Consider the following 17,973-nt stretch of genomic DNA (forward strand, 5'->3'; position numbering starts at 1 on the left):
ATCGTGTATCCCTTCTCGACAAAGAGAAGACACGCTACACCAAACCTGCTCGGGCTGAAGCCGCTTGAAGCTACGGGCGCATCCGTTCATGCGATTGCCCTGGTTAGCGCCCCGGGACTGAACTCTGGAGAGGTTGGGTTCTGCTACCATGGACGCCCGCACCCTCAGGCCAACCGCCATGACCTTTCGTCCCTTGCCGGCCAGAGCCCCTGCCACGCTGCTGCGCGAGGCCAAGCCACTCAAGTCACTGTTCAATCAGGCACAACAGCTGGCCCAGCTGCAGCGCTTGCTGGAAAGCCAACTGCAACCCGCCGCACGCGGGCATTGCCATGTGGCCTCGTGGCACGAGGGCTGCCTGCTGCTGATCGTCACCGACGCCCAGTGGGCCACCCGGCTGCGCTACCAGCAACGCCGCCTGCAACGTCAGCTGCAGACCCTGGAGGCCTTCAGGGGACTGACCAGGATTCTCTTCAAGGTACAGCCCCCCATGCAGGCAGGATGCTCATCCAGCCGCACGATCAAGCTGTCCCCGGCAGCTGCCGAAAGCATCCAGACTGCCGCCGAGGGCATCGACGACCCCAGGCTCCGTGCTGCCCTAGAGCGGCTGGCCCGACATGCCCAGCCCGAGTAGCCGGAAAGAGAAAGGCCACCCGCAGGTGGCCTAGAAGGAAAAGGAAAAAGGAAAAGCCTTACTCAGACAGCAGCCACAGGGCGCATGTAGGAGATGGGGGCAGTCGAAGGATCCTCGAAGGTAACCACCTCCCAGGCATCCGTCTGTTCAAGCAGGGTGCGCAGCAAGCGGTTGTTCAGGGCATGCCCTGACTTGTAGCCATGGAATTCGCCGATCAGGCTGTTGCCCAACAGGTAGAGGTCGCCAATAGCATCAAGGATCTTGTGCTTGACGAACTCGTCCTCGTAGCGCAAGCCATCTTCGTTCAGCACACGATTCTCATCGACCACGATGGCGTTATCCACGCTGCCGCCGAGTGCCAGATTGTGCGAGCGCAGGAACTCAATATCCCGCATGAAGCCGAAGGTCCGCGCACGACTGACTTCCTTGACAAACGAGGTGCTGGAGAAGTCGACACTCGCCGTCTGGGTACGGCCGCGAAACACGGGGTGATCGAAGTCGATTTCGAAGCTCACCTTGAAACCGTCGAACGGCAGGAAGACGGCACGCTTGTCGTTCTCCTGCACCGCCACCTCGTGCTTGATGCGAATAAACTTTTTGCGAGCATCCTGCTCCTGCAGACCCGCCGACTGGATCAGGAAGACGAAGGGGCCGGCACTGCCATCCATGATCGGCACTTCGGACGCGGAGAGCTCGACATAGGCATTATCGATTCCCAGACCGGCCATGGCCGATAGCAGATGCTCCACTGTATCCACCTTGACCTCACCCTTGACCAGTGTGGTGGACATAGTGGTTTCACCGACATTTTCGGCCCTTGCGGGAATCTCCACCATTGGATCGAGATCGATACGCCGGAACACGATCCCTGTGTCGACGGGAGCGGGCTTCAGGGTCAGGTAAACCTTTTCCCCCGAATGCAAACCTACTCCCGTGGCACGGATAATGTTCTTCAGGGTACGTTGTTTGATCATGGTTTGGCCGCTAGCAGTTGCGAATCTTTTTCAACAAACAGCAAAAATAAATCATAGCAGAAGCGATCTTTGCTGAACACCAATCACCACAATACCCCTGATAAATATACTCAATCAGCCTGGCGGCGCAGGAAGGCCGGGATATCCAAATAGTCCAAGTCGTCCTGTGGATTGAGCTTGGCGGCCGTGGCGCTGGCGGCATGGCTTTGGCGCTGCACGGTGGGACGTTCATAATCCTTGTAGTTCACCGCCTGATCGCCACGCGGTACGACAGGAGCAGTGGCGCTGGCCGACTGCAGGGTGTTGTCCACCACCTTCATCGGCTTGTCGGTGCGCGCCCCCAGGCCGGTGGCGACCACGGTCACATGCAGCTCGTCACGCATCTCCGGATCGATCACGGTACCTACCTTCACCATGGCCTGCTCTGAAGCGAACTGCTCAATGATGTTGCCTACATCGGAGTACTCGCCCAGGGACAGATCAGGACCTGCGGTGATATTTACCAGAATGCCACGGGCGCCCTGCAGGTAGACATCTTCCAGCAGCGGGTTGCGGATCGCCGCCTCGGTGGCCTCGCGGGCACGGTTCGGGCCGCTGGCGCAGCCGGTACCCATCATGGCCATACCCATCTCACTCATCACGGTCTTCACGTCGGCGAAGTCGACGTTGATCATGCCGGGACGCTTGATGATGTCTGAGATGCCACGGACTGCGCCGGCCAGCACGTCGTCGGCCTTGGCGAAGGCGGACAGCAGGCTGGCATCCTTGCCAAGGATGGTCAGCAGCTTCTCGTTGGGAATGGTGATCAGCGAATCTACATGCTCGCCCAACAGGCGGATGCCCTCCTCGGCAACCTGCATGCGCTTGCGCCCTTCGAACGGGAACGGACGGGTCACCACGGCCACGGTAAGAATGCCCATCCCCTTCGCTACCTCGGCGATGACCGGCGCCGCACCGGTACCGGTACCGCCCCCCATGCCGGTGGTAATGAACACCATGTCGGTGCCCTGCAGCACCTCGGCGATACGCTCGCGGTCCTCCATGGCAGCTTCACGGCCGACTTCGGGGTTGGCGCCGGCGCCCAGGCCCTTGGTCACCCCCGAGCCCAGCTGCAGCACAGTCCGTGCGGTAATGTTCTTCAGTGCCTGCGCATCGGTATTGGCGCAGATGAACTCGACGCCCTCAATGTTGGTAACTGCCATGTGGTTCACGGCGTTACCACCGCCACCACCGACGCCAATGACCTTGATAACTGCACTTTGCGGAACGTTGTCTACGAGCTCGAACATATTCCCTCTCCTTTCCTTCTCTTTTTTACTGCCTACCGCCGTTGTCAGAAGTTACCCTGGAACCAGCGCTTGAGTCGCTCCAGGACAGGTGTCTTGGTTTCTTCGCTGTAACCACCGGAACCGGACGGGGACATACCGTCGGTCTGCTTCTGCAGCCCGTAGAGCAGCAGCCCCACCCCGGTGGAATAGATCGGATTGCTGATCACATCGCCCATTCCCCTGATGCTGTGCGGCACGCCCAGGCGCACCGGCATGTGGAAGATCTCCTCGGCCAGCTCTACGGCCCCCTCCATCCTCGCCGAGCCTCCGGTGAGGACGACTCCAGCGGGGATCAAGTCCTCGTAGCCGCTGCGCTGCAGTTCGGCATGAATCAGGCTGAACAGCTCGTCGTAGCGGGGCTCGACCACCTCGGCCAAGGCCTGGCGGGAAAGCTCCCGCGAGGGGCGCTCGCCGACGCTGGGGACATTGATGGTTTCACCGGCGCCGGCCAGCTTGGCCAGGGCACAGGCATAGCGGATCTTGATTTCCTCGGCGTACTGAGTCGGCGTGCGCAACGCCATGGCGATGTCGTTGGTGACCTGATCGCCGGCGATTGGAATCACCGCCGTATGGCGGATCGCCCCTTCGGTAAAGATGGCGATGTCGGTGGTGCCACCGCCGATGTCCACCAGGCATACGCCCAACTCTTTCTCGTCCTCGGTGAGCACCGCTTGGGCTGAAGCCAGCTGCTCGAGGATGATGTCGTCCACCTCCAGGTCGCAGCGACGCACGCACTTCTCGACGTTCTGCGCCGAGTTCACCGCGCAGGTCACCACATGCACCTTGGCCTCCAGACGTACGCCGGACATGCCCAGTGGCTCGCGCACGCCTTCCTGATTGTCGATCACGTAGTCCTGCGGCAAGGTGTGCAGCACCCGCTGGTCCGCGGGAATCGCCACAGCCTGGGCCGCATCCAGCACGCGCTCCAGGTCGGCCTGGCTGACCTCGCGATCGCGGATGGCGACAATGCCGTGGGAGTTCAGGCTACGGATATGGTTCCCGGCCAAGCCGACAAAAGCCGAGTGGATCTGGCAGCCAGCCATTAGCTGGGCCTCCTCCACCGCCCGCTGGATGGACTGCACGGTGGACTCGATATTCACCACCACGCCCTTCTTCAGCCCTCGCGAGGGATGGGAGCCGATCCCGACGATTTCCAGTTGGCCATCGGCCGCCACCTCGCCTACCAGAGCCACGACCTTGGAGGTACCGATGTCGAGACCGACGATCATCTTGCCGCTCTGCGCGCTTGCCATGTTTTCTGCCTGCTCCTCAACTCACTGCACAGCGGCGGGTTCGACCGCCGTGGGCGCGACCGGCTCGCGCCATGCCACGGCGAGGCCGTTGGCATAACGCAGATCGATGCGCGCAATATTCGCGTTCTGCTCTTTCAGGGCCTTCTCGTAGATGGTGCTGAAGCGGCGCATCTTGGCGAGAAGATGATCACGCCCGAGCAACAGCTCAGTGCCCTGGGCTGTGGTGACGTACCAGCTGCCACGCTCGCGCAGCTCCAAGCGGGCGATGGAAAACCCCAGGGGCCTTAGCATCTGGTTGAGCACATGGTACTGCTGCATCACCTTTTCCTGCGCCCGCTGGGGACCGGCCAGCTGCGGCAGGTGCTCATAGTGGGACACCTCGCTCGGTGCGAAGGCCTCGCCCTGGTTGTTCAGCAGCGCCTCGTCGCCCCAGCGCGCCACCGGCAGTTGCTCCTCCAGATGGACCACCAACTGATCCGGCCATACGCGCCGCACCTCAGCCTTGGCGATCCAGGACATGTTCTCAAGCTCGTTGCGGATGCCGGTCAGATCAACACTGAAGAAGCTGGTCTGGCGGAAGGGCGCGATGCGATCCAAGACCGCCTGGCCGCTGACATAGCTCAGATGCCCCTCGAGCTTGACATCGGCGATCGGCTGGTCTGCATAGGGCAGCAGGCGCTGCGCCAGGAAGTAGCTGCCCAGCCCGAGGGTCGCCAGCAGCAGCAAGCCGCCCAGCTTCCTCAACAGGCTCATGCCCAGCTTCGACAGACGTGCCGGCACGGGCTGCTTGACCACCATGCGGCTGGCACCCCGGCGCGCCGGAGCACGCCCCAACCCCGGTTGTCGATGACGAAGCATGGCGGCGTACATGCCTTACCCCCTTGCCTCGACGCTGTCGGCCAGGATCGCCAGCACCAGCTGCTGAAAATCCAGTCCGGCGGCGCGTGCGGCCATCGGCACCAGACTATGGTCGGTCATGCCCGGTACCGTGTTGACCTCCAGCAGCCAGAAGCGACCTTCGGCGTCCTGCATCACGTCAACGCGCCCCCAACCCTGTACGCCCACTGCCTCGCAGGCACGTGCACACAGGCCCTTCAGCTCCTCTTCCCTAGCGGAATCGAGCCCACAGGGAATCTGATACAGGGTGTCCGAAGCCAGGTACTTGGCATCGTAGTCGTAAAAGCTGTGGGGGGTACCCAGACCGATCGGCGGCAGCACCTGACCACGCAGCAGGGCGACGGTAAACTCCGGCCCCTGGATCCACTGCTCGACCAGCACTTGGGGATCGTAGGAACGGGCGGCCTGCCAGGCGGCGATCAGTTCGTCGACGCCGTTTACCTTGGCCATGCCGATGCTGGAGCCTTCGTGGGCCGGCTTAACGATCAGCGGAAAGCCGAGGGCTTGTGCGGCGGCATGACAATCGGGCTCGCTGGCCAGCACCGAGTGGCGCGGCGTCGGCAGACCCAGGCTCTGCCAGACCTGCTTGGTGCGCAGCTTGTCCATCGCCAGGGCGGAAGCCAAGACGCCACTGCCGGTGTAGGGAATGCCGGCGCATTCGAGCAGGCCCTGCATACTGCCATCCTCGCCACCGCGGCCATGCAGAACGATGAACGCGCGGTCGATCTGCTCGCGGCTCACTCGCTCGAGCAGATCATCGCCGACGTCGATGCCGAAGGCATCCACGCCGGCGCTCTGCAGCGCTTCCAGCACGGCCTGGCCGGACTTCAGGGAAACCGCGCGCTCGGCGCTCTTGCCGCCGAACAGCACAGCGACACGGCCGAAGGCTTGCGGGGCAAGCGTGGATTGCAGGGCATGAGTCATGACATTTCCCTCTGGACAGCCGCCTCGGGCCGCCCGCCGAACAACAGATTCTGAAGCAGTTGCGGAGCCAGGCCGCCGATGTCGCCGGCACCTTGGCAGAGCAGAATGTCACCGGGGCGCAGCAGCGGCTTGAGCAGCGGCGCGATATCCGCACCACGCTCGACATGGATCGGATCCAGTTGACCGCGCTGACGGATGCTGCGGCACAGGCTACGGCTGTCGGCGCCGGGAATCGGCTCTTCGCCGGCCGGGTAGACCTCCATCAGCAGCAGCACATTGGCATCGGCCAGCACTTGGACGAAATCCTCATACAGGTCACGGGTACGGGTGAAGCGATGCGGCTGGTAGACCATCACCAGCCGGCGCTCCGGCCAGCCGCCGCGGACCGCCCTGATCACCGCGGCGACCTCACGCGGGTGGTGACCATAGTCGTCGACCAACATCACGCTGCCGCCTTCGACTTGCAGTTCGCCATACACCTGGAAACGTCGACCGACACCCTGGAAGCCCGACAGCCCCTGGGCGATGGCCGCGTCGTCGATGCCTTCGTCGGAGGCGATGGCAATGGTGGCCAGAGCATTCAGCACGTTATGCACCCCCGGCATGTTGACCGACACCTCGAGCGGTGCGCGCCCCAGGCGCAACACGGTGAAGTGGGTGCGCATCCCCGCCTGACGGATGTCGATGGCGCGCACGTCGGCATCCTCGCTGATGCCGTAGGTGATCGTCGGGCGGGCGACCTGGGGCAGGATTTCGCGCACCACCGGGTCGTCCACACAGAGCACCGCCAGGCCGTAGAATGGCAGGTTGTGTAGAAAATCCACGAAAGTCTTCTTCAGCCGGCTGAAGTCGCCTTCATAGGTGTCCATGTGGTCGGCGTCGATGTTGGTGACCACTGCCACCAGGGGCTGCAGGTGCAGGAAACTGGCATCGCTCTCGTCGGCCTCGGCGATCAGATAGCGGCTGCTGCCGAGTTGGGCGTTGGTGCCGGCGGCATTCAACCGACCGCCGATGACGAAGGTCGGATCCAGTCCACCAGCGGCGAACACCGAGGCGATCAGGCTGGTGGTGGTGGTCTTGCCGTGGGTGCCGGCCACGGCGATGCCATGCCGGTAGCGCATCAGCTCGGCGAGCATTTCCGCCCGCGGCACTACCGGAATGCGCCGTTCCAGGGCGGTCGCCACCTCCGGATTGGAGTTGCTCACCGCACTGGAAATCACCAGCACGTCGGCGCTGGCGGCATTCTCGGCGTGATGTCCGACGTAAATCTTCGCGCCGAAGCTTTCCAGGCGCGCGGTCACCGGTGAAGCCTTGAGGTCGGAACCGGAGACTTCATAACCGAGGTTCAGCAATACCTCGGCAATGCCGCACATGCCAACTCCGCCGATACCAACGAAATGGATGCGTCCGATGCGGCGCATGCGGCGGATTTCGGACTGGATCACATCCTGGGACTTAACCACGCGCCACCTCCAGGCAGATATCCACGACCGTGCGGGTCGCATCGGGTTTGGCCAGACGGCGGGCACTGGCGGCCATGCTTTCGAGTCGCTCGGGTTGCATCGATACTTCGGTCAGACGGGCAACCAGATCGACAGCAGCCGTGCTCGCCTGCGGCAGTAGGAAGGCCGCGCCCTCCCGTGCCAGATAATCGGCATTACGGGTCTGGTGATCGTCGATGGCATGGGGCAGCGGCACCAGCAGCGCCGGCAGCCCGGCGGCGGCCAGCTCGCTCACGGTCAAGGCGCCGGCACGGCAGACCACCAGATCGGCCCAGGTATAGGCGCGGGCCATGTCCTCGATGAAGGGTACGACCTCAGCCCTGACTCCGGCCTCGTGATAGCGCACGGCGGTGATCTCGTGGTGCTGCCTGCCGGCCTGATGGAAGATATCCGGCCGCTGCTCGGCGGGGATTAACGCCAGCGCCGCGGGCAGCAGCTTGTTCAGGGGCTCGGCACCCAGGCTGCCGCCCAGGACCAGCAGCCGCAGCCGGCGCCCTTCCAGGGCCAGGCGCGGCGCCTCCAGGAACAGCTCGGGCCGCACAGGGTTGCCAGTGGTACGCCGCTTGTTGGTGACCCCGAAGGTATCCGGAAAGGCCTCGCAGACCCGACTGGCGATTGGCGCCAGCGCTCGGTTGGTGGTGCCGGCCACGGCGTTCTGTTCGTGGATGATCAGGGGCACACCGGCCAGCTTCGCCGCCACACCGCCGGGGCCGGTGACGAAGCCGCCCATGCCCAGCACGCACAACGGGCGCAGCTCGCGCATGACGCGGCGGGCCTGGAATAGCGACCTGAGCAGTTGGAAGGGTGCCTTGAGCAGAGTCGCCAGCCCCTTGCCGCGCAGCCCGCAGATCTGGATCCGGTGCAGCGGCAGTCCGGCAGGGGGCACCAACTCGTTCTCGATTCCGCGCGGAGTGCCCAGCCAGTGCACGGCATAGCCACGGGCCTGGAATTCGCGGGCACAGGCGAGCGCCGGGAACACATGCCCCCCGGTACCGCCAGCCATGATCAGTACGTTAGCGCCCATCGGCTTGCTCCTCGCGATCCTCGGCGAAATCCTCCTCGCTAAACCGCGCATTCTCATTGCCCAGTTGGGTGCGACGCTCCCAGTCCAGGCGCAGCAGCAGGCCCAGGCTGACACAGCAGATCACCAGCGAGCTGCCGCCATAGCTGAGGAAGGGCAAGGTCAGTCCCTTGGTCGGCAGCAGACCGACGTTCACCCCGATATTGATGAGGAACTGGCCGATCCACAGGAAGGCCAGTCCATAGGCCACATAGGCCGAGAAATAGTGCCGGGCCTTCTCCGCCCATAGGCCGAGATAGAGGGCCCGCACGCAGACAAAGGTGAACAGGCCGAGGGTGGACAGCGCGCCAAACATGCCCAGCTCTTCGGCCAGCACGGAGAAGACGAAGTCGGTGTGCGCCTCCGGCAGGTAGAACTGTTTCTGCACGCTGTTGCCGAGTCCGACCCCCAGCCACTCGCCGCGCCCGAAGGCAATCAGCGCCTGGGTCAGTTGGTAGCCGGCACCGAACTGGTCGGCCCAGGGATCGGTGAAGGTAATTAGCCGCTGCAGGCGGTATTCCTGGGTTTGTACCAGGATGAACACCGCGCCGACAGCGGCGGCGGCCAGCAGGGTGAAACGGAACAGGCCGACCCCGCCGAGGAACAGCATGGCCGCGGCGGAGCCCAGCATCACCACGGTGGCGCCGAAGTCCGGCTCCAGCAGCAGCAATCCGGCCAGCGGGATCAGCACGATGATCGGCTTGATGAAGCCGATCCAGCGCCGGCGCACCTCCTCCTCGCGGCGCACCAGATAGCCGGCGAGGTAGATCACCACGAACAGCTTGGCGACCTCCGATGGCTGGATGTTAAAGGCGCCGAAGTCGATCCAGCGCATCGAGCCGTTCACCTCGCGGCCGATACCTGGGATCAGCACCAGGATCAGCACGCCGAAGGCGGCCAGCAGCAGCTTGCCGCCCATGCTTTGCCAGGTTTCCAGCGGTACCAGCATCACTATGCCACCGGCGACGATACCGATCACCAGATACACCAGATGACGGACCATGTAGTAAAAGGTGTTGCCGGTCTGCACCGCCGCCACCTCGGAGGACGCAGAGGTGATCATCACCAGCCCTAGGCCGAGCAGCGCCAGACAGCAGGCCAGCATCGGGAAATCGACATCGAAGCCGCGCCGGTTGAACAGCGGGGACGGATAGGGACGCAGCAGGGCCAGCATCAGGAGAGCGCCTCCACCGCCCGGGCAAAGAATTGCCCGCGCTCCTCGAAGTTCCGGAACATGTCCAGGCTGGCGCAGGCCGGTGACAGCAGCACAGCGTCGCCCTCCTCGGCCAGCGCAGCCGCGCGCTCGACAGCCTCCTCCAGCGTCTTCACCCGGACCAGCGGCACGGCGCCCTCCAGCACCGCAGCGATGCGCTCGGCATCGCGGCCGAGCAGGAGCACGGCGCGGCAGTGCTCGGCGACCAGCTGGCGCAGGGTGGAGAAATCCGCACCCTTGCCGTCGCCGCCGGCGATCAGCACCAATTTGCCGGCGATATCCGCACCCAGCCCACCGATCGCCGCCAGCGCGGCGCCCACGTTGGTGGCCTTGGAGTCATCGTAATAACCGACCCCGTGCAGTTCCCGCAGCCACTGGCAGCGGTGCGGCAGCCCGGTGAAGGCCCTCAGGGTATCCAGCATCGGGGCGATCGGCAGGCCGACCGCATGGCCCAGTGCCAGTGCCGCCAGGGCGTTGGCCTGGTTGTGGGCACCGCGGATCTTCAGCTCGCAGACCGGCAGCAGCGCCTCGAACTGGAAGGCCAGGTACTTCTCGCCATTTTCCTCGATCAGTCCGAAGCCCTTGAAGTCCGGCTTGTCAAGACCGAAGGTCCAGCACGGCAGCTGGTCGGCGACCAGCGGACGGGACAGCGGATCATCACGATTCACCACCACCTGTCGCGCGCCGCGGAAGATGCGGTGCTTGGCCAGGTGATAGGCTTGCAGATCGGCATAGCGATCCATGTGGTCTTCGCTGATGTTGAGGCAGGTGGCCACCTCGGCACTCAGCCGCTCAGTGGTTTCCAACTGGAAGCTGGAAAGCTCCAGAACATAGAGCTCGACGCTGTCGTCCAGCAGATCCAGCGCCGGGATACCAAGGTTGCCGCCCACCACTACGCGCTTGCCAGCTGCGCGGGCCATCTCGCCGACCAGAGTGGTCACGGTGCTCTTCGCGTTGGAGCCGGTGATGGCGACGATCGGTGCCTTGGCATGGCGGGCAAACAGTTCGATGTCGCCGGACAGCTTCACCCCGCGCGCCGCCGCAGCCTGCAGCGCCGGGGCGGTCAGCGCCAGTCCAGGACTGACGTAGAGTTCGCTGGCACGGCAGAGGAAGTCCACGTCCAGAGCGCCGCAATGCACCTCGACCTGCGGGTGGTCGCGCTGCAGCGTGGCCAGTTCCGGCGGATTCGCGCGGGTGTCAACCACAGCGAAGTGCGCGCCCTGGCCGGCCAGAAAGCGGACTAGAGACATGCCGCTCTTGCCGAGGCCGACAACGATGCGGAAGTGGTCGGAAGCGATCAGGCTCATTTCCCTGTCCTCAGCGCAGTTTCAGGGTCGCCAGGCCGATCAGCACCAGTATCACGGTGATGATCCAGAAACGCACGATTACCCGCGGCTCCGGCCAGCCTTTCAATTCGAAATGGTGGTGGATTGGCGCCATGCGGAACACCCGCTTGCCGGTGAGCTTGAAGGACGCGACCTGGATCATTACCGACAGGGTTTCCATGACGAACACCCCGCCCATGATGAACAGCACCACTTCCTGACGGACGATCACCGCGATGGTGCCAAGCGAGGCACCTAGCGCCAGGGCCCCGACGTCGCCCATGAAGACCTGCGCCGGATAGGTGTTGAACCAGAGAAAGCCGAGACCGGAGCCAATCAGCGCGCCGCAGAACACGATCAGCTCGCCGGCCCCAGCCACGTTGGGAATCAGCAGGTATTCGGCAAACTTCACGTTGCCGGACAGGTAGCAGAAGATGCCCAGAGCACCGCCAACCATCACCGTTGGCATGATCGCCAGGCCGTCGAGTCCGTCGGTCAGGTTCACCGCGTTGCTCGAGCCGACGATGACGAAATAGGTCAGCATGATAAAACCAGCGCCGAGGGGAATCTCGATGGTCTTGATCAGCGGTAGGATCAGGGTAGTCTCGGCCGGCGTCTGCGCAGTCATATAAAGGAAGAGCGCGGTGCCGAGACCGAACACTGATTGCCAGAAGTACTTCCAGCGGCTCGGCAGGCCGCGGGAGTTCTTCTCGATCACCTTGCGGTAGTCGTCGACCCAGCCGATGGCGCCGAACAGCAGGGTCACGGCCAGCACGACCCAGACGTAGCGGTTGGACAGGTCGGCCCAAAGCAGGGTGCTGATGGCGATGGCGGACAGGATCAGCGCGCCGCCCATGGTCGGCGTGCCCTTCTTCGACAGGTGCGATTGCGGACCATCGTCGCGCACCGCCTGACCGATCTGGCGGATCTGCAGGGTCCGAATCATCCAGGGCCCCAGGCACAGAGCCAGGATCAGGGCGGTCAGCACCCCGAGAATCCCGCGCAGGGTCAGGTACTGGACAACCGCGAAACCGGTGTGGAACTGTTGCAGGTACTCTGCCAGCAGCAGCAGCATTTAGTGAATCTCCTCGCTGGAACCGCAGAGAGCCGAGACGATTTTGTCCATCGCCGCACTTCGCGAACCCTTGATTAGAATGGTGGTGTCGGGATGCTGCTCGCCGCGCAGGGCCTCGAGCAGGCTTGCCTGGTCGGCGAAATGCCGGCCGTTGTCTCCGAACGCAGCGACCGCATGAGCCATCAGCGGCCCCACGGCATACAGGGCATCGACCTTGCCGGCGGCGTGGGCGCCAACCTGGCGGTGGCCCTCCTCCGCCCAGGCGCCCAGTTCACCCATGTCGCCAAGGGCAAGGACGGTGCGTCCGGAAAAGCCGGCGAGTATATCGATAGCCACGCACATTGACGCGGGGTTTGCGTTGTAGCTGTCGTCGATTACTCGCACGCCGTTCGGTGCAAGCTGCGCCACGGCACGGCCCTTGACCGGTTGCAGACTCTCCAGGCCGGCCTGGATTCCGACCAGCGGCATACCCAGGGCGTGAGCTGCCGCCGCCGCGGCCAGAGCATTGGCCACATTGTGCCGGCCGAGCAGGTTGAGCTGGATGCGCGCCTCGCCGGCTGGCCCTTGCAGGGTGAAGGCCGAGCAGCCGCGGGTGTCGGGCTGGATATCCCAAGCCCGGAAGTCGGCAGCAATATCATCCAGAGCGAAACTCAGCACGCGCCGCCCTGCAGCACGCTGCTGCCAGGTGGCGAAGGCCCGATCGTCGCGATTGAGCACGGCAACGCCGTCGGCAGACAGCCCCTCAAGGATCTCGCCCTTGGCCTCGATGATCCTTTCTGGACCGCCGAACTCGCCGACATGGGCCGTGCCGGCATTGGTGATGATTGCCACCTGCGGCCGGGTCAAGCCAACGGTATAGGCGATCTCACCGATCCGCGAGGCACCCAGTTCGACTACTGCGCCGACATGCTCGGGCGCCAGCTCAAGTAGGGTCAGCGGCACGCCCAGCTCGTTGTTCAGGTTGCCACGGGTGGCCAGTACCGGGCCTCGGGTGCGCAGGATGCTGGCGAGCATTTCCTTGACCGTGGTTTTGCCGCTGGAGCCGGTCACCGCGGCCAACGGGCCGCTGTAGGCCTGGCGGTTAAAACCACCCAGCAAGCCGAGGGCAAGGCGGGTATCGGCCACCTGCAGCTGCGGCAGCCCCACTTCCGGCATCACGCGCTGAACCAAGGCGGCCACCGCCCCCTTGGCGGCAGCCTCGGCGAGGAAAGCGTGGCCATCGAAACGTGGTCCGACCAGTGCGACGAACAACTGCCCGGGACAGATCGCCCGGCTGTCTGTACCGACCGAATCGAAGGCCTCATCGGCCCCAGCCAGACGCCCCTGCAGCAGGCCGGCGATTTCGTTCAGATGCAGAGCCTCAAGCATGTGCCGCCTCCCAAGCGCGCAGGGCCTTGGCGGCCTCCTCGATGTCGGAAAAAGGGTGGCGCACGCCCTCGATCTCCTGGTAGTCCTCGTGTCCCTTGCCGGCCAGTAGCAGCACATCGCTCGCTTTGGCATCGGCAATCACCCGGGCAATCGCCTGGCCGCGCCCATGCAGGCAGGCAATCTTTTCCGGTGCGGCAACGCCGCTGCGGATATCGGCAAAGATCTGCTCCGGAGACTCGCTGCGTGGATTGTCGTCGGTGACCAGCACCTCGTCGGCCAGCCGCTCGGCAACCGCCGCCATCAGCGGACGCTTGCCGCGATCACGGTCACCGCCACAGCCGAACATGCACAGCAGGCGTCCGCGGACATGCGGACGCAGCGCTTCCAGCACCTTTTCCAGGGCATCCGGAGTATGCGCGTAATCCACCACGATCAACGGCCTGTCACCACCACCCAGGCGCTGCATGCGTCCGGCCGGGGCCTGCAGCTGCGGCATGACGCGAAGGATCTCGTCCAGTGCGTAATCCAGCCCCAGCAGCACAGCGACCACAGCCAGCAGATTGCTCAGGTTGAAGCGGCCCAGCAGCGGACTGTGCAGCAACCCTTCGCCCTGCGAGGTCACCACCTCGGCACGCACGCCCTGCTCGTCGAAATGCACCCGGCGACAGTGCAGCTGGGCGGAGCGATCCTCCAGGCTATAGCCGATCACGCGGGAAGTCTGCGTCTCTTCCGCCAGTTGGCGACCGAGAGCGTCGTCCAGGTTAATCACTCGGCAACGCAGGCCGGGCCAGGCGAACAGCCGGGCCTTTACCGCGGCATAGGCGTCCATGGTGCCGTGGTAGTCCAGATGGTCGCGCGACAGGTTGGTGAAGACTGCCACATCGAAATCCAGCGCCGCCACCCGGCCCTGCTCAAGGCCGTGGGAGGACACCTCCATGGATACGGCACGGGCGCCGGCCTGCTTCAGTCCAGCCAGAGCCGCCTGCACGCCGAGCGGGTCGGGGGTGGTGCACCGACCACTCTGCAGCGCGCGGTGGAAACCATTGCCCAGAGTACCGATGATGCCGCAACGCTCGCCGAGCAGGTCCAGGGCCTGGGCAAGCAGCTGGCTGACACTGGTCTTGCCGTTGGTGCCGGTCACGCCGATCAAACGCAGGGCCCGACTCGGCTCGCCATAGAAGCGCCCGGCAATCGCCGACAGCTGTCCGGCCAGCCCCTTGATCGGCACCAGCGGCACGCCATTGCCGGCAAGCACCGGTGCCCCCGCAGCCTCATAGGCCACGGCGGCGGCGCCACGAGCGAGGGCATCGTCGATATGGCTGCGGCCATCCTGCCGCCCACCGGGGACCGCGAGGAATAGATCGCCCGGACGTACCTGGCGGCTGTCCAGGGTCAGCTCGCGGATTAGTACCGCGCTCTCGGCCTGGGGCAACAGTTGATTGAGGGGCATGGGCATCAGATACGGTCTCCTTTGCCAGGCGCTTCCCTGTCGGCAGTTTTCGTTTCGACGGACGGCGGCAGGTTGTCCGGCGCCACGTTCATCAGACGTAGCGCACCGGCCATGACCCTGCCGAACACCGGCGCCGAAACCAGGCCACCGAAATAGGTGCCGTTGCTCGGCTCGTCGATCACCACAGCCATGGCGATGCGTGGGTTGCTGGTCGGAGCGAAGCCGGCGAACAGCGAGCGATACGACTTTTCCTTGTAACCCTTGGCGCCCACGCTGGTCTTGCGCGCGGTGCCACTCTTGCCTGCAACGTGGTAGCCCGGCACCTTGGCGCGGAATACGCCGCCCGGCGCCTCGACGACCTGCTGCAGCATGCCCTGCATGGTCTTGGCGACATTCGGGGAAATGACCTGAATGCCCTCCTGCGGATGATCCTGCCGGGCCAACGCCAGCGGTACCGAGCGTCCATCGTTGGCCAGGGTGGCATAGGCATGGGCCAACTGCACGGCCGTCACGGAGAGGCCGTAGCCGTAGGACAGGGTAGCGGTCTCCGCCTTGCGCCACTCTCGGTGGTTGGGCAGGTTGCCCACCCGCTCGCCGGGAAAGCCCAGGCCAGTGTCCTGACCGAAGCCGACGCGCTGCATCAGCAAGTAGATAGACTCGCCGCCGATATCAAAGGCAACCTTGCTCATGCCGACGTTGCTCGACTTGATCAGGATGCCGGTCAGGTCGAGTATGCCGCCTTCGGCGCGGGAGACGTCGCGGATGGTGTAGCGCCCGATCTGCAGCCTACCCGGAGCCACCCCCACCTTGTCTTCCGGCCTCCAGCGTCCAGTCTCCAGCGCGGCGCTCATGGATAGCGGTTTCATCGTCGAGCCCGGCTCGAAAACGTCAACCAGCGCACGATTGCGCATGGCCGCCGGGTTGAGGTTGCGCTTGTTGTTCGGGTTGTAGGTCGGCTGGTTGACCATTGCCAGCACTTCGCCAGTCTTCACATCGAGCATCACCAGAGTGCCGGCCTTGGCGCCGACCTCGGTGATGGCATTGCGCAACTCGCGATGCGCCAGATATTGCAGGCGTAGATCGATGGACAGCTCCAGCGTCTTGCCCGCCTTGGCGTTCTGCACCACCTGCACATCCCGGATCAGCCGGCCGCGGCGGTCCTTGAGCACCTGGCGCTTGCCGGGCACGCCGGCCAGCCACTCGTCGAAAGCCAGCTCCATGCCCTCGCGACCGTGATCGTCGATATCGGTGAAGCCGAGCACATGAGCGGTGACCTCGCCCGCCGGGTAGAACCGCCGGAACTCCTCCAGGGCGTAGACGCCGGGGATCTTCAGGTCGAGCACGGCCTGCCCCTGCTCGGGGGTGAGGCCCCGCGTCAGGTAGGTGAACTCGCGCCCGGCCAACTGCTCCAGACGCTCGGCCAGAGCCTTCGTATCCTGCCCCAAGGCCTTGGCCAGAGCCGCCCACTGGTCGCGCGCGCCGGCCAATTCCTTCGGATTGCCCCACAGGGTAGTGACCGGGGTACTGACCGCCAGCGGCTCGCCGTTGCGATCGGTGATCAGCCCGCGATGCGCTGGTATGGGGATGTGCCGCATGCTGCGCGCATCGCCCTGTCCCTTAAGGAAATCATGATCGAAGACATGCAGGTCGACGATGCGCCAGGTAATGGCGGCGACCATCAGCGCCAAAAGAATCAGCGCAAGACGGAAACGCCAAGGATAGAGCGCACCCTCAAGTCTCATCATGGCGCCACCAGTCGTACTTCTGTCGCATCGGGAATACGCATCTTTAAGGTTTCGCTGGCCAGGCTCTCGACCCGGCTGTGCGCGGTCCAGGTGCTTTGCTCGAGAATCAGCCGCCCCCACTCGGCCTGCAGCTTGTCGCGCTCGCTCAACTCGCCGTACAGGGCATTGAGCAGCTGGCGATTCCAGTAGGCGCTGTAAGACACCGCGATGGCGGAGAACAGGGCGGCAATGAAGAGCACCAGCATCAGCAGACTGCCGGCTGGCATGGCCTTGCCCGGTACGCGGCTCATCGAAGCTTCTCCGCCACGCGCATGACCGCACTGCGGGCACGCGGATTGACCTTAAGTTCGGACTCTGAAGCGTACTGCGGCTTGCCGATCAGTCTGAGGCGCGGCTCGAAGGCAGCCGGACGGATCGGCAGATCACGCGGCAGCTTGTCCGCCTCGCCCCTGGCCTGCCGACGCATGAACTGCTTGACGATGCGGTCCTCCAGTGAATGGAAGCTGATCACCACCAGGCGGCCGCCGAGCTCAAGCGCCTCCAGCGCTGCGTCGAGTCCCTGCTCGAGATCGCCAAGCTCATTATTGATATAGATGCGCAACCCTTGGAAGGCGCGAGTCGCCGGATTCTTACCCTTCTCCCAGGCCGGATTGGCGGCGGCCAGCACCTGTGCCAAGTCGGCGGTGCGCTCGAACGGCCTTTCCTGCCGGCGCTGCACTACGGCTTGCGCCATACGCCTGGCAAAGCGCTCTTCGCCATAATCCTTGAATACGCGGGCAATTTCCTCGGCAGTGGCATTGGCCAGCCATTCGGCCGCGCTCACGCCATGGCTCGGATCCATGCGCATATCCAACGGGCCGTCGTTGAGAAAGCTGAAGCCGCGCTCGGGATCGTCCAACTGCGGCGAGGACACGCCCAGATCGAACAGCACGCCACTGACCTTGCCGATCAGCCCGCGCATCGCCAGCTCGTCCGCCAGCTCGGCGAAACTACGCTGCACGACGACAAAGCGGCCATCCTCGGCAGTCAGCGCTTGCCCGGTGGCGATCGCCTGGGGATCCTTGTCGAACCCAAGCAAGCCCCCCGCCGGCCCAAGGCGCTCCAGGATCAGCCGGCTATGCCCGCCCCGCCCGAAAGTGCCATCCAGATAGCAGCCGTCCGACCGTACGGACAGAGCATCGACTGCTTCCTCGAGTAGCACGGTGATATGGCTGAAGCCGCTGTTCAT

Annotated in this window: 16 protein-coding genes; 1 reads left to right on the forward strand and 15 read right to left on the reverse strand. The window is 64.4% G+C overall.

The features are described from left to right. The first annotated feature begins 178 nt into the window (after positions 1–178). A complete protein-coding gene (locus tag ACYVD0_RS00480) occupies positions 179–631 on the forward strand; it encodes a DciA family protein (RefSeq protein WP_460424949.1) in 453 nt (150 codons plus the stop codon). Between the two features lie 62 nt (positions 632–693). On the opposite strand, the gene lpxC is transcribed toward ACYVD0_RS00480, so the two are convergent. The 15 genes from lpxC to rsmH all read right to left on the reverse strand — a co-directional run bounded on the left by lpxC (position 694) and on the right by rsmH (position 17,973). Beyond that, a complete protein-coding gene (gene lpxC / locus ACYVD0_RS00485; protein ID WP_460424950.1) occupies positions 694–1,605 on the reverse strand; it encodes a UDP-3-O-acyl-N-acetylglucosamine deacetylase in 912 nt (303 codons plus the stop codon). A 110-nt stretch (positions 1,606–1,715) separates the two neighbouring features. After that, positions 1,716–2,894 (reverse strand): cell division protein FtsZ, encoded by a 1,179-nt coding sequence (gene ftsZ / locus ACYVD0_RS00490; protein WP_460424951.1) that lies wholly within the window; start codon positions 2,892–2,894, stop codon positions 1,716–1,718. Between the two features lie 44 nt (positions 2,895–2,938). Beyond that, on the reverse strand, positions 2,939–4,186 hold the full coding sequence (gene ftsA, locus ACYVD0_RS00495; RefSeq protein WP_460424952.1) for a cell division protein FtsA: 1,248 nt from the start codon (positions 4,184–4,186) through the stop codon (positions 2,939–2,941). A gap of 21 nt (positions 4,187–4,207) precedes the next feature. Beyond that, on the reverse strand, positions 4,208–5,056 hold the full coding sequence (locus tag ACYVD0_RS00500) for a cell division protein FtsQ/DivIB (RefSeq protein ID WP_460424953.1): 849 nt from the start codon (positions 5,054–5,056) through the stop codon (positions 4,208–4,210). Between the two features lie 3 nt (positions 5,057–5,059). Continuing rightward, positions 5,060–6,007 (reverse strand): D-alanine--D-alanine ligase, encoded by a 948-nt coding sequence (locus ACYVD0_RS00505; RefSeq protein WP_460424954.1) that lies wholly within the window; start codon positions 6,005–6,007, stop codon positions 5,060–5,062. Next, on the reverse strand, positions 6,004–7,470 hold the full coding sequence (murC, locus tag ACYVD0_RS00510; RefSeq protein ID WP_460424955.1) for a UDP-N-acetylmuramate--L-alanine ligase: 1,467 nt from the start codon (positions 7,468–7,470) through the stop codon (positions 6,004–6,006). The genes ACYVD0_RS00505 and murC overlap by 4 nt, the downstream gene beginning before the upstream one ends. Beyond that, on the reverse strand, positions 7,463–8,533 hold the full coding sequence (gene murG, locus ACYVD0_RS00515) for a UDP-N-acetylglucosamine--N-acetylmuramyl-(pentapeptide) pyrophosphoryl-undecaprenol N-acetylglucosamine transferase (protein WP_460424956.1): 1,071 nt from the start codon (positions 8,531–8,533) through the stop codon (positions 7,463–7,465). Before murG ends, murC begins: the two co-directional genes overlap by 8 nt. Then, a complete protein-coding gene (gene ftsW / locus ACYVD0_RS00520; RefSeq protein WP_460424957.1) occupies positions 8,523–9,743 on the reverse strand; it encodes a peptidoglycan glycosyltransferase FtsW in 1,221 nt (406 codons plus the stop codon). The genes murG and ftsW overlap by 11 nt, the downstream gene beginning before the upstream one ends. Continuing rightward, positions 9,743–11,089, reverse strand: a complete 1,347-nt coding sequence (murD, locus tag ACYVD0_RS00525; protein ID WP_460424958.1) for a Mur ligase family protein — start codon at positions 11,087–11,089, stop codon at positions 9,743–9,745. Before murD ends, ftsW begins: the two co-directional genes overlap by 1 nt. A gap of 10 nt (positions 11,090–11,099) precedes the next feature. Then, positions 11,100–12,182 carry a phospho-N-acetylmuramoyl-pentapeptide-transferase gene (gene mraY / locus ACYVD0_RS00530; protein ID WP_460424959.1) on the reverse strand — a complete coding sequence of 361 codons (1,083 nt, stop codon included), beginning with the start codon at positions 12,180–12,182 and terminating at the stop codon, positions 11,100–11,102. Then, positions 12,183–13,550, reverse strand: a complete 1,368-nt coding sequence (locus tag ACYVD0_RS00535) for a UDP-N-acetylmuramoyl-tripeptide--D-alanyl-D-alanine ligase (protein WP_460424960.1) — start codon at positions 13,548–13,550, stop codon at positions 12,183–12,185. It lies immediately after the preceding gene. After that, a complete protein-coding gene (gene murE / locus ACYVD0_RS00540; RefSeq protein WP_460424961.1) occupies positions 13,543–15,006 on the reverse strand; it encodes a Mur ligase family protein in 1,464 nt (487 codons plus the stop codon). Before murE ends, ACYVD0_RS00535 begins: the two co-directional genes overlap by 8 nt. Beyond that, a complete protein-coding gene (locus tag ACYVD0_RS00545; RefSeq protein ID WP_460424962.1) occupies positions 15,006–16,745 on the reverse strand; it encodes a peptidoglycan D,D-transpeptidase FtsI family protein in 1,740 nt (579 codons plus the stop codon). Before ACYVD0_RS00545 ends, murE begins: the two co-directional genes overlap by 1 nt. Then, positions 16,742–17,035, reverse strand: coding sequence for a cell division protein FtsL (gene ftsL / locus ACYVD0_RS00550; protein WP_460424963.1), 294 nt, complete (start codon positions 17,033–17,035; stop codon positions 16,742–16,744). The genes ACYVD0_RS00545 and ftsL overlap by 4 nt, the downstream gene beginning before the upstream one ends. Then, complete coding sequence (rsmH, locus tag ACYVD0_RS00555) at positions 17,032–17,973, reverse strand: 16S rRNA (cytosine(1402)-N(4))-methyltransferase (protein WP_460425034.1); 942 nt, start codon at positions 17,971–17,973, stop codon at positions 17,032–17,034. Before rsmH ends, ftsL begins: the two co-directional genes overlap by 4 nt.

The organism is Azotobacter armeniacus, from assembly GCF_054779355.1.